General features: G+C 69.8%; 10 protein-coding genes and 1 tRNA gene. 10 read left to right on the top strand and 1 reads right to left on the bottom strand.

The features are described from left to right. The 7 genes from gnd to AOK09_RS30895 all read left to right on the top strand — a co-directional run. The coding region (gene gnd / locus AOK09_RS30925) for a phosphogluconate dehydrogenase (NAD(+)-dependent, decarboxylating) (protein ID WP_055590541.1) at positions 1 to 901 on the top strand (901 nt) is incomplete at its 5' end. A 64-nt stretch (positions 902 to 965) separates the two neighbouring features. Then, positions 966 to 2,093: a DNA replication/repair protein RecF gene (gene recF / locus AOK09_RS30920; protein WP_055590538.1), complete on the top strand. Its 1,128-nt coding sequence runs from the start codon at positions 966 to 968 to the stop codon at positions 2,091 to 2,093. A 175-nt stretch (positions 2,094 to 2,268) separates the two neighbouring features. Next, complete coding sequence (locus tag AOK09_RS30915; protein ID WP_079063570.1) at positions 2,269 to 2,823, top strand: DUF721 domain-containing protein; 555 nt, start codon at positions 2,269 to 2,271, stop codon at positions 2,821 to 2,823. A gap of 258 nt (positions 2,824 to 3,081) precedes the next feature. Continuing rightward, positions 3,082 to 5,121, top strand: a complete 2,040-nt coding sequence (gyrB, locus tag AOK09_RS30910) for a DNA topoisomerase (ATP-hydrolyzing) subunit B (protein WP_055590537.1) — start codon at positions 3,082 to 3,084, stop codon at positions 5,119 to 5,121. Between the two features lie 105 nt (positions 5,122 to 5,226). Then, positions 5,227 to 7,848, top strand: coding sequence for a DNA gyrase subunit A (gene gyrA, locus AOK09_RS30905; RefSeq protein ID WP_055590539.1), 2,622 nt, complete (start codon positions 5,227 to 5,229; stop codon positions 7,846 to 7,848). Positions 7,849 to 8,010: 162 nt separating this feature from the next. After that, positions 8,011 to 8,784, top strand: a complete 774-nt coding sequence (locus tag AOK09_RS30900; RefSeq protein ID WP_063796126.1) for a DUF3566 domain-containing protein — start codon at positions 8,011 to 8,013, stop codon at positions 8,782 to 8,784. A 158-nt stretch (positions 8,785 to 8,942) separates the two neighbouring features. Continuing rightward, positions 8,943 to 9,019 (top strand) — tRNA-Ile (locus AOK09_RS30895). A 55-nt stretch (positions 9,020 to 9,074) separates the two neighbouring features. Here the strand turns inward: AOK09_RS30895 and AOK09_RS30890 are convergent. Next, positions 9,075 to 10,073, bottom strand: a complete 999-nt coding sequence (locus tag AOK09_RS30890) for a site-specific integrase (protein WP_055590535.1) — start codon at positions 10,071 to 10,073, stop codon at positions 9,075 to 9,077. A gap of 41 nt (positions 10,074 to 10,114) precedes the next feature. Here AOK09_RS30890 and AOK09_RS30885 point away from each other — a divergent pair, with 41 nt between their 5' ends. From AOK09_RS30885 to AOK09_RS30875, 3 genes are all read left to right on the top strand, one after another. After that, a complete protein-coding gene (locus tag AOK09_RS30885; protein WP_055590534.1) occupies positions 10,115 to 11,572 on the top strand; it encodes a peptide deformylase in 1,458 nt (485 codons plus the stop codon). 457 nt (positions 11,573 to 12,029) lie between these two features. Further along, positions 12,030 to 12,245, top strand: a complete 216-nt coding sequence (locus tag AOK09_RS30880; protein ID WP_175609371.1) for a bacteriocin immunity protein — start codon at positions 12,030 to 12,032, stop codon at positions 12,243 to 12,245. A gap of 220 nt (positions 12,246 to 12,465) precedes the next feature. Then, positions 12,466 to 12,705, top strand: coding sequence for a hypothetical protein (locus AOK09_RS30875; RefSeq protein WP_055590532.1), 240 nt, complete (start codon positions 12,466 to 12,468; stop codon positions 12,703 to 12,705). Positions 12,706 to 12,828: the final 123 nt, after the last annotated feature.

Genomic DNA, 12,828 nt, shown 5'->3' with positions numbered 1-12,828 from the left:
GGGCGGGAACATGCGCGAGCGCATCCGCCGGGCCGGTCACACCGTCATCGGGTACGACCGCAACCCCGACCTCGCCGATGTCAGCAGCCTCCAGGAGCTCATCGACAAGCTCCAGGGCCCGCGCGTGGTCTGGGTGATGGTGCCGGCCGGGGCGCCGACCCAGCAGACCGTCGACCAGCTCGCCGAGATGCTCTCGCCCGGCGACATCGTCGTGGACGGCGGCAACTCGCGCTGGACGGACGACATCGCCCACGCCGAGACGCTGGCGGCCAAGGGCATCGGGTTCGTCGACGCCGGTGTCTCCGGCGGCGTCTGGGGCCTGGAGAACGGCTATGCACTGATGGTCGGCGGTGACGCCGAGCACGTCGCCAAGGTGCAGCCGGTCTTCGACGCCCTGAAGCCGGAGGGCGAGTACGGCTTCGTGCACGCCGGCAAGGTCGGCGCCGGACACTTCGCCAAGATGGTCCACAACGGCATCGAGTACGCCCTGATGCAGGCCTACGCCGAGGGCTGGGAGCTGCTGGAGGCCGCCGAGGTCACCACCAATGTGCACGACATCTTCCGTAGCTGGAAGGAGGGCACGGTCATCCGCTCCTGGCTGCTCGACCTCGCCGTCCGGGCCATGGAGGAGGACCCCCACCTGGGGCACCTGCGCGGCTACGCGGAGGACTCCGGCGAGGGCCGCTGGACGGTGGAGGCGGCCATCGACCACTCCGTCCCGCTGCCGGCCATCACCGCCTCGCTCTTCGCCCGGTTCTCGTCCCGTCAGGACGACTCCCCGCAGATGAAGATGATCGCCGCGCTGCGCAACCAGTTCGGCGGCCACGCCGTCACCGCCGTCAGCGACCACAAGGGCGCGGACGCCCCCGGCGCCGACGTCGAGCCGCCGGCCGTCTCCTGACCCAGTCCGACCGTTCCGGAGAGGAAGTCAGCGCGGGCACAGGACCCCGCGCGATCAGCACACCATGCATATCGCGCATCTGTCGCTCGCCGACTTCCGCTCCTACGCCCGGGTCGAGGTTCCCCTGGACCCGGGCGTGACGGCCTTTGTCGGCCCCAACGGCCAGGGCAAGACCAATCTGGTCGAGGCCGTGGGCTACCTGGCCACACTGGGCAGCCACCGGGTGGCCGCGGACGCGCCGCTGGTACGCCTGGGTGCCGACCGGGCCGTGGTCCGCGGCAGCGTGCTGCGGGACGGCCGCTCCACCCTGATCGAACTGGAGATCAACCCCGGCAAGGCCAACCGGGCCAGGATCAACCGTTCCTCCAACGTCCGTCCGCGTGATGTGCTGGGCCTGCTGCGGACGGTGCTCTTCGCCCCGGAGGACCTCGCCCTGGTGAAGGGCGACCCCGGTGAACGCCGGCGTTTCCTGGACGAGCTGCTGACCGCCCGGGCCCCCCGGCTGGCCGGTGTCCGGCAGGACTACGAGCGGGTCCTCAAGCAGCGCAACGCCCTGCTGAAGACCGCCGCCATGGCCCGCCGGGCGGGCGGCGGCAGGGCGGACCTGTCCACCCTGGACGTCTGGGACGGCCATTTGGCCCGCGCCGGTGCCGAGTTGACGGCCTTCCGCCTCCAGCTGGTGGCCTCGCTGCAGCCGCTGGTGGAGAAGGCCTACGAGCAGCTGGCCCCCGGCGGCGGTCCCACCGCCCTGGAGTACCGCGGTTCGGTGGAGGGACCGCCGCCCGGCTCCCGCGAGGAGGCCCACCAGGCGCTGCTGGATGCGCTGGCCTCGGTGCGCAAGCAGGAGATCGAGCGCGGCGTGACGCTGGTGGGGCCGCACCGGGACGAGCTGCTGCTCAGACTGGGGCCGCTGCCCGCCAAGGGCTACGCCAGCCATGGCGAGTCCTGGTCGTACGCCCTGGCGTTGCGGCTGGCCTCCTATGAGCTGCTGCGCCAGGACGGCGGTGAGCCGGTGCTGGTCCTGGACGACGTCTTCGCGGAGCTGGACAGCCGTCGCCGCGACCGGCTGGCGGAGCTGGTCGCCCCGGGTGAGCAGGTGCTGGTCACCGCGGCGGTGCCGGAGGACGTGCCGCCGGCGCTGGCGGGTGCCCGGTTCGCCGTCGCCGACGGTGACGTCCGGCGCATCACATGACCGCTGCCGCCTCGCTGCGGGTGTCCGGCCGGCGTCCCCGGCGCGGGGTGCCGCCTCCCCGGGTGCCGGTCGCCTGCGGCCGTGGGACGGGCGGCCGCTGCCGGGTCCGGATCGGGCGTTCAGGTCGTAGGCTGGACCACTTCACCGTCTGCGGCTGGGGAAGGAACGGGCTCCCGTGACCGATGCGCACCACGAGGCCTCCGGGCCCGATCCCCGGCAGCCCTCCGGTCCGGCGCTGTCAGGGGTGGACCTGGCCCGGGTGGCGCTGCGCGCCGCCAAGGAGCAGGCCCGGGAGCGCGGGGAGCAGGTCCGGCAGAAGAAGGAGTCCAAGCGGCGCGGGCTGCGCAGCGGCGCACGCGCCGACGGACGGGACCCGGTGCCGCTGGGGGCCGCGATGCGCCAGTTGATCACCGAGCGGGGCTGGGAGACCCCGGCTGCCGTGGGCGGGGTGATGGGCCGCTGGCCGCAGATCGTCGGCCCCGAGATCGCGGCGCACTGCGCTCCTGAGCACTACGGCGAGGAGTCCTGCGAGCTGAGCGTGCGCTGCGACTCCACGGCGTGGGCCACCCAGCTGCGGCTGCTGGCCCCGCAGCTGGTCGCCCGGCTGAACAAGGAGCTGGGGCACGGCACCGTGAAGGTGATCAAGGTCCAGGGGCCGGCGGGGCCGCCGCGGAGCTATGGGCGGCTGCGGGCGCCGGGCAGCCGGGGCCCCAGGGACACCTGGGGCTGAGCGTCCGCCGCTCCAAGTGGGGACCGCCGGCAGCCGAGCGGCGCTGCGGAGAGCCTGGGTGCCCATTTGAGCGCAGTTGGCCCCCCGCCTGAGTATCGGGACATGTGCGGAGGGGATTGGGAGCGGCACATCAGCCCTCAGGGGCTGGCAAACGCCCATCTATGTCAGCGGTACCGGTAGACTGGAAGCAATATACCGCCGCTTGCGGTTCTGAGACGAACGCCGTGGCCGCGTCGACTCCTGCCCAACTGGGAGGGGATGCGGTCCGCGCTGTGCCAGAAAGGGCGCTTCGTGGCCGATTCCGGCAACCCCAACCAGTCCCCTGAGACCTCCGACACCACTCCCGGCAACGGGACGTCGTACGACGCCAGCGCGATCACGGTCCTCGAAGGGCTCGAAGCCGTCCGGAAGCGCCCCGGCATGTACATCGGCTCCACCGGTGAGCGCGGCCTGCACCACCTCGTCTACGAGGTCGTCGACAACTCGGTCGACGAGGCGCTCGCCGGGCATGCGGACACCATCGACGTCACCATCCTCCGCGACGGTGGCGTGCGAGTGATCGACAACGGGCGTGGCATCCCGGTGGGGATCGTGCCCGGACAGGACAAGCCCGCCGTCGAGGTGGTGCTGACGGTGCTGCACGCGGGCGGGAAGTTCGGCGGTGGCGGCTACGCCGTCTCCGGCGGACTGCACGGTGTGGGTGTCTCGGTGGTCAACGCGCTCTCCAGCCGGGTCTCGGTGGAGGTCAAGGCGGATGGCTTCCGCTGGTCCCAGGACTACAAGCTGGGTGCGCCGACGGCGCCGCTGGCCAAGAACGAGGCCACCGACGAGACCGGCACCTCGGTGACCTTCTGGGCCGACCCGGACATCTTCGAGACCACCGAGTACTCCTTCGAGACGCTGTCGCGGCGGTTCCAGGAGATGGCGTTCCTCAACAAGGGGCTGACCATCTCGCTCAGCGACGAGCGCCCGGACCACTCCGACGAGGAGGGGAAGCCGCGTTCGGTCCGGTACCACTACGAGGGCGGGATCTCCGACTTCGTCCAGTACCTCAACTCCCGCAAGGGCGAGCTGGTCCACCCCACCGTCATCGACTTCGAGGCGGAGGACCGGGAGCGGACGATCTCGGTCGAGGTCGCCATGCAGTGGAACAGCTCCTACAGCGAGGGCGTCTACTCCTTCGCCAACACCATCCACACCCATGAGGGCGGTACTCATGAGGAGGGCTTCCGCGCGGCGCTGACCGGTCTGGTCAACCGCTACGCCCGGGAGAAGAAGCTGCTCCGGGAGAAGGACGAGAACCTCACCGGCGAGGACATCCGCGAGGGCCTCACCGCGATCATCTCGGTGAAGCTGGGCGAGCCGCAGTTCGAGGGCCAGACCAAGACCAAGCTGGGCAACACCGAGGCCAAGACCTTTGTGCAGAAGGTCGTCCACGAGCACCTCAACGACTGGCTGGACCGCAACCCCACCGAGGCGTCGGACATCATCCGCAAGTCCATCCAGGCGGCCACCGCCCGGGTGGCGGCCCGCAAGGCCCGCGACCTCACCCGTCGCAAGGGCCTGCTGGAGAGCGCCTCGCTGCCGGGCAAGCTCTCGGACTGCCAGAGCAAGGACCCTTCCGAGTGCGAGATCTTCATCGTCGAGGGTGACTCCGCCGGCGGCTCGGCCAAGTCCGGCCGTGACCCCCGGGTCCAGGCGATCCTCCCGATCCGCGGCAAGATCCTCAATGTGGAGAAGGCCCGGATCGACAAGGTGCTGCAGAACACCGAGGTCCAGGCGCTGATCTCGGCTTTCGGCTGCGGCATCCACGAGGACTTCGACATCGCCAAGCTGCGGTATCACAAGATCGTGCTGATGGCCGACGCCGATGTGGACGGCCAGCACATCCGTACGCTGCTGCTCACCCTGCTCTTCCGCTTCATGCGGCCGCTGGTCGAGGCGGGCCATGTCTATCTGGCCCAGCCCCCGCTGTACAAGATCAAGTGGAGCAAGGACGACTTCGACTACGTCTACTCGGACCGCGAGCGCGACGCCGTGATCCGGGCAGGTGTGGAGAACGGCCGCCGGCTCCCCAAGGACGACGCCATCCAGCGCTTCAAGGGTCTCGGCGAGATGAACGCCGAGGAGCTGCGGGTCACCACCATGGATGCGGAGCACCGGGTGCTGCTGCAGGTCACGCTGGAGGACGCCGCCCGCGCCGACGACCTGTTCTCGGTCCTGATGGGCGAGGACGTCGAGGCCCGACGCACCTTCATCCAGCGCAACGCCAAGGACGTCCGCTTCCTCGACGTCTGACCCCCGCCCGGTCGGATGCCAGGACAGCAGCGCGCGAAAGGAAACTGACCAGCAGTGGTCGACGACAACCGTCCCGACGGCGAGCAGCCGGACCCCAGCGAGACCATGCCCTCCCCCGACCAGTTCGTCGGCGGGGCCCTGCGTATCGAGCCCGTCGAGCTCGAGACGGAGATGCAGCGCTCCTACCTCGACTACGCGATGAGCGTCATCGTGAGCCGGGCGCTGCCCGAGGTGCGCGACGGCCTCAAGCCGGTGCACCGCCGGGTGCTCTACGCCATGTACGACGGCGGCTACCGGCCGGAGAAGGGCTACTACAAGTGCGCCCGCGTCGTCGGCGACGTCATGGGCAACTACCACCCCCACGGTGACGCCTCGATCTACGACACCCTGGTGCGCCTCGCCCAGCCGTGGTCGATGCGGATGCCGCTGGTGGACGGCAACGGCAACTTCGGCTCCCCGGGCAACGACCCGGCCGCCGCCATGCGGTACACCGAGTGCCGGATGGCGCCGCTGGCGATGGAGATGATGCGCGACATCGACGAGGACACCGTCGATTTCGCCGCCAACTACGACGGCCGCTCCCAGGAGCCCACCTGCCTGCCGTCGCGGATCCCCAACCTGCTGGTCAACGGCGCCACCGGCATCGCGGTGGGCATGGCCACCAACATCCCGCCGCACAACCTGCGCGAGGTGGCCTCGGGTGTCCAGTGGTACCTGGACAACCCCGAGGCCTCGAACGAGGAGCTGCTGGAGGCCCTGATCCAGCGGATCAAGGCCCCGGACTTCCCCACCGGCGCGCTGATCGTGGGGCGCCGCGGGATCGAGGAGGCCTACCGCACCGGCCGCGGCTCCATCACCATGCGGGCCGTGGTGGAGGTGGAGGAGATCCAGGGCCGCCAGTGCCTGGTGATCACCGAGCTGCCGTACCAGGTCAACCCGGACAACCTGGCGCTGAAGATCGCCGATCTGGTGAAGGACGGCAGGGTCGCCGGCATCGCCGACGTCCGCGACGAGTCCTCCTCACGGACCGGCCAGCGACTGGTGATCGTCCTCAAGCGGGACGCGGTCGCCAAGGTCGTCCTCAACAACCTGTACAAGCACACCGATCTGCAGACCAACTTCGGTGCCAACATGCTGGCGCTGGTCGACGGGGTGCCGCGCACCCTGTCGCTGGACGGCTTCATCCGGCACTGGGTCAACCACCAGGTCGACGTCATCGTCCGCCGTACCCGCTTCCGGCTGCGCAAGGCCGAGGAACGCGCCCACATCCTGCGCGGCCTGCTGAAGGCGCTGGACGCGATCGACGAGGTCATCGCCACCATCCGCCGCTCCAACACGGTGGAGGAGTCGCGCGGCGCGCTGATGCGGCTGCTGGAGATCGACGAGATCCAGGCCAACGCCATCCTGGAGATGCAGCTCCGCCGGCTCGCCGCCCTGGAGCACCAGCGGATCACGGACGAGCACAACGAGCTGATGGCCAAGATCGAGGAGTACAACGCGATCCTGGCCTCGCCGACCCGGCAGCGCGGGATCGTCTCCGAGGAGCTGGCGGCGATCGTCGAGAAGTACGGCGACGACCGGCGCAGCCAGCTGATCCCCTTCGACGGCGACATGTCCATCGAGGACCTGATCGCCGAAGAGGACATCGTCGTCACCATCACCCGCGGCGGCTACGTCAAGCGGACCCGCACCGACCTCTACCGCTCGCAGAAGCGCGGCGGCAAGGGTGTGCGCGGGGCCCAGCTGAAGCAGGACGACATCGTCGACCACTTCTTCGTGACGACCACCCACAACTGGATCCTGTTCTTCACCAACAAGGGGCGGGTCTACCGGGCCAAGGGCTACGAGCTGCCGGACGCCGGCCGTGACGCCCGTGGTCAGCATGTGGCCAATGTGCTGGCCTTCCAGCCCGACGAGCACATCGCGCAGGTGATGGCCGTCCGCACCTATGAGGACGCGCCGTACCTGGTGCTCGCCACCCGCGAGGGCGTGGTGAAGAAGAGCCCGCTCAAGGACTACGACTCGCCTCGCTCGGCCGGTCTGATCGCGATCAACCTGCGCACCGACGAGGAGGGCCGGGACGACGAGCTGATCGGCGCCGAGCTGGTGTCGGCCCAGGACGACCTGCTGCTGGTGAGCAAGAAGGCCCAGGCCATCCGCTTCACCGCCACCGACGAGGCGCTGCGGCCGATGAGCCGTGCCACCTCGGGTGTGAAGGGCATGTCGTTCCGGGAGGGCGACGAACTGCTCTCGCTGAACGTCGTCCGTCCGGGCACCTTCGTCTTCACGGCGACCGACGGCGGCTACGCCAAGCGGACGCCGGTGGACGAGTACCGGGTGCAGGGCCGCGGCGGTCTGGGCATCAAGGCGGCCAAGATCGTCGAGGACCGGGGATCCCTGGTCGGTGCCCTGGTGGTCGAGGAGACCGACGAGATCATGGCCATCACGCTCTCCGGTGGCGTGATTCGGACCAGGGTTTCGGGCGTTCGTGAAACCGGACGTGACACGATGGGCGTCCAACTGATCAACCTCGGAAAGCGCGACGCGGTTGTGGGCATCGCCCGCAATGCGGAGGCTGAGGAGGAGGACCAGGACGAGAACGGTGACGGCACCCCTTCCGCCGACGGCAGCGAGCCGACGAGCGGTGAGGCCGGGACCGGGGCAGTCGACAATGGGGGAGACAGCGGAAGCGGGACGACGGCGGACGGCACGACCGACCAGTCCTGAGGATCGCTTCCCAGCCGGGACGGCCGGACGGTACCGCGGACTACCGTGGAGACCGTCCGGCCGGACGGCTGACCGCCACCGGGCGACCCGTCCGGTGCGGGACCATTTGGACTGACCAGGGCGGAGACCACCGGCCTGGAGGGGAACTGCGGGAGGACCAGGGTGAGTGGAGCCACGGGCGCGGCAGGCGGTGGAGCTGCCGGGGGCCGGCAGGGATCCGCGCAGGCCAGGGGCCAGGGCGGCCAGCACACGCCCGGGGGCGGCCACCGGGCACCGACCGAGCAGCCGGCTGCCTCGACCTCGCTGATGCCGCCGGTGGCCGACGCCGGCCAGGGGCAGGGGGGCTACGGCTATCCGCCGCAGCCTCCGCAGCCGGCACAGCCTCCGCAGCCCCCGCAGACGCCTCCGACGGTGGGCACCGGCGCCGCGCAGGCCGGCACGGGCGGCTACTCGCAGCCCACCACCTACGCCAAGGGGCAGACCCCGGCCCGGGGCACCCGTACCGGACCCGTCACCTCCCCCCGCAGACCCTCCGGCAGCCCCTCGGCGGCCGGCGGCTCGGCCCGCACCCGCAAGGCACGGCTGCGGATCACCAAGGTGGACCCCTGGTCGGTGATGAAGGTCAGCTTCCTGCTGTCCATCGCGCTGGGCGTGATCACCATCGTGGCGTCCTGTCTGCTGTGGATGGTCCTCGACGGGATCGGCGTGTTCGACTCGGTCGGCAGCACCCTCAAGGAGGTCACCGGCTCCGACACCAGCCAGGGCTTCGACCTCCAGTCGTACCTCTCCTTCGGCAAGACCTTCATGTTCAGCACGATCATCGGCGTGGTCGATGTGGTGCTGCTGACGGCCCTGGCCACGCTGGGCGCCTTCATCTACAACACCGCGGCCGGATTTGCGGGCGGCGTCGAGGTCACCCTCGCCGAGGAGGAGTGACCCTCCCGGCCCCGGCGGGCCCGGTTCCGGCATCCGCCGGGGCCGGGCCCGCTGCCGTCGGGCCGTTGAGCTGCGCCTTGCGTTCGGTGGGTGTGCGGCGCGCGCGGATACGGATTTGGGCGTTCGGCCATCGATCCGCTAATCTTTCAGTGCAGCGCGGGGCTATAGCTCAGACGGTTAGAGCGCTTCCCTGATAAGGAAGAGGCCACAGGTTCAAGTCCTGTTAGCCCCACCAGCGAAGAGGCACCGAGGACTTTCCTCGGTGCCTCTTTTGACATCCACGGTTGACATCAACGCCCGTGCAGGCCGTCCCGGAGCTTGGTACCGAGCCGGGCGGCGGCGGCCCGCTGCGAGGCCGACGTGACGTGCGTGTAGATGTCCAGCGTCACCGTGATCTGACTGTGCCGCAGGATCTCCTTGGCATAGCGCGGGTGCACGTCGAGAGCGGCCAGCAGGGTGCCGCAGGTGTGCCGGGTGTCGTGCAGTCGGACCCGCCGGACACCGGCCCGCTTCACCAGCCGCTCGAAGGTCCCCGAGAAGCCGTCCGGGTCGACAGGCCCGCCGGCCGCCGAGGTGAACACCAGCCCGGTCTCCTGCCAGGCCGTGCCCTTCATCTCCCGCTCCAGCTCTTGCAGGCGCCGACGCTCACCAAGAGTCTCGATGCAGAGCCGGGGCAGAGGCAGCGCAGACTTTGAAGTCTCCGTCTTGAGGTCCACCAGGACCAGCCCGGCCCCGGTCTCCCGCTGCACCTGCTTGCGCGGATGGGCGACACCGCCAGGCAGATCGAGGTCCACCCAGCGCAGCCCCAGCAGCTCACCGCGGCGCAGGCCGAGCACGAGCGCCAGGACGAAGGCCGCGTTGAGCCGGTGCGACCGCGCCCGCTTCAGGAAGACGACGGCCTCATCGGCGGACCAGGGGATGGACTCCTTCTTGGTCACCTTGGGCATGTCCACCAGCGCAGCCACGTTCCGGAGCAACAGCTCCTCCCGCATCGCCCGGTTGAGGGCGTTCCGCAGGACCTTGAGGCACTCCGCCACCGTGGACCGGCCGACCCCCGCCGACAGCGAGTCGTTGAGGAACGTGCGCACATCCGCTGAGCCCAGCTTGTTCAGCCGCTTCGTGCCCAGACCGGGCACCAGGTAGAGCCGCACCATCGTCTCGTACTTGCTGTACGTCGTCGGCCGGACGTTCGGCTTCACGATCTCGGCCAGCCAGTGGACCAGGAAGTCCCCCACCTTCCACGTCTTATCCGGTACCGGCACGCCCTTGCGCTCCTGCTGCTGGAGCACGGCCAGCGCCTCGGCCGCCTCGTCGTACGTCGTGGCGTGACGTGCGAGGACTCTCTCAATCGGCGCTCGCCAAGGCGGTCGGCTACACCCCCTCCTACGTCTCGAAGGTCGAGGGCGGGCAGCAGCGGCCGAGCCAGGAGTTCGCGGAGCAGGCCGACCGGGTCTTATCCGCAGGCGGAGCACTGCGCCGCACCTTCGCCGAGTTGGAGAGCCACGGCCGGCCGGGGGCCACGGTCCCGCACCAGCACTCCGCCGAGCACCAGGCCGCCGACGCGCAGCCTGCCAGCCTGATCGTGAAGCACGACGACGCGGAGCTGTTCTACGACGGCAGCACCTACCGTGCGACCCAGCGGCGGCAGATCTACAACGCCAGCCCGGACCCGATCACCCAGTACCTCATCCGGATCTCGGTGGACCGCTACCCCGGCAGCCCGGAGCGCTCCAACAAGCTGTACCGGGAGAACCCCCTCACCTGGGAAGAGATCAGCCTGAGCGCGAAGGTCGGCAGCGAGCCGATCGGGTGGCGCGTCCAGCACGACCGCGACGCGTTCAAAGAGCTGTGGCTCCTCTTCGAGAACGAGTACGGCCGCTACCCGCTCTACCCGGGCGAGGCGGCATGGATCGAGTACTCGTACACGGTGAGCGACGACAAGTGGGGAACCTGGTTCCAGCGCGCGGTCCGCCTGCCCACCGAGCGCCTGAGCGTCCGGCTCAACTTCCCCGCCGACCTGGACCCGGCTGTCTGGGGCACCGAGACCACGATGACCGCGGCTGCCTTCCCATTCCGCACCGCCATCCAGCAGGCCGCAGAAGCAGACCGGCGCATCTTCTCCTGGACCACCGACGATCCCCCACTGCACGCCCGCTACCGGCTGGAGTGGAAGTTCCGCGCCTGCCCGAACCACGAGGAGGCCAGCCCAGCCATGCCCACGAGCGCCAGCGAGAAGATGCGATCGATCGGGATCGTTCAGGCCGGAGACCCGATCCTCACCGGCCAGGCCCGGCCCTTCGACCTCCCGGCGGAAGCCGAGGACGCCCGCCGCGTGGTCGCCGAGCTGAACTCCGCAGCCGAGCGAGCCGCAGGCATCCACACTTTCAGCAAGGGCATGGGCTGTGCCGCCCCACAAATCGGTATCGACCGCGCCGCCGCCATCGTGCGCACCCCGGACGGCGAGACCCTCACTCTCCTCAACCCCCGGGTGATCGAGGAGTCCGCCGAGACCGACGAGCAGTACGAAGGGTGCTGGAGCTTCTTCGACGTCCGAGGCATGGTCCCCCGCCCACTCGGCATCACCGTCGAGCACCAGGACATCGACGGCCAGCGCCGGATCACGATGTTCGAGCACGGCGTGGCCCGCCTCGTTGCCCACGAGATCGACCACCTTGAGGGCACGCTCTACACCGCACACATGAGGCCAGGCGTCGACCCCATCCCGGTCTCGCAGTACCGAGGCACCGGCCGGACGTGGAGCTACGAGGGCAGTACGACGCAGCCGTAACGGACGCCTAGCCCACCGGCCAGAGATCAAGGGAAGGGGTGGGAGGCAGGGTGGTTACGGATTTCGCTACTCCATCAAGGCGCTCGCTTCGCTCGCTGCGGCGCCGACCCGGCGCCGCTCGCCGTCGCTCCTGTCTTCGCCCCGCTCCGGCGGCGGCCCGCGCCGCGCCGCAAGGCAAGGAGAGGGTAGCCAGGCCGGCCGGGACTGGGGCGGGCGCCGACACGATCTTTAGCCACCTCCCCGGTCCGGGACCCGACGTCGAGCAAGACCAGGGGGCCGATCGGGCTAAAGGCGGGCAGGCAGGAGCCAGCCCGATTCGCGGCCAGCGTATGGCCCCCTGGCCATGCTCGACCCCAGCCCGGGCAGGCCACTGGCCAAAGATCGCGCCAACGCCCGCGCGGGTAGGCTCAGGCCGGTGGGGCACCGGCGGGCAAGCGGGGAGGGCAGTGCCGTGAAGATGAGCCGTGAGGAGGCCGTCGCGCTTGTGCAGCGGATCATGAGCGGCGACTACGCCTCCGAGGAAGAGGTAGACCGCGTGCTGGAGCAGCTCGACAGCGCCCTGAGGTGCCCCCGCGGATACGTCAGCGCTCTGATCTTCTGGCCAAAGAGGGGCGAGCCGTCCGCAGCAGAGGTAGTCGACCAGGCTCTGGCCTATCGACCTATTGCCCTGTGATCGAGGTGCCCGCGAGCGCTGCCACCGGGCCGTCCCCGGGCCGTGCGAAGCAGACCAAGGCCGACCAACGCTGACAGACAGCGATCACGCCGCCGCAGGCCAGAAGTCAGAGGCGCCGAGTGGCCGCAGGTGGCAGACTCGGCTGGCTAGTTCCCAGGGGAACCCGTCAGAGGGGGATCGTGTGGGGTTGGGCGCAGCTCGGGAAGCACGCATCGCGGCCATGGTGGAGGAAGCCCGACCGACGTGGGGCGACACCCGGGATACAGACGCGTTGCAGCAGTACCTGAAGGACCGCGGCTGCAATGGCATAGAGGCGGTGTTCGTGACCATGCACCTGCTCGGCTGCGGCCTCGGCGAAGCTCAGCGTGCATTCTTCCTCGCCCCGTGTCGTGAGGCCGAGCGGGAGTTCCACAACCGGGCTATGGACCTGCTCGCCCAGTGGGCTGACAGCGACGGCTGACAGCAACGTCCCCGGACAGCGGCGGATCACAGCGCACCCCCACGGAGGCTCGGCCCAGTGGGCGAGCTGGACGATCTGCCCGGATGGCATCCGCCAGGATCACTGATAAGGAAGAGGCCACAG

Source organism: Peterkaempfera griseoplana (assembly GCF_001418575.1).
Lineage (GTDB): Bacteria > Actinomycetota > Actinomycetes > Streptomycetales > Streptomycetaceae > Peterkaempfera > Peterkaempfera griseoplana.
Note: the sequence above shows the minus strand (reverse complement) of the source record. Positions and strands in the feature narration are given on the sequence as shown.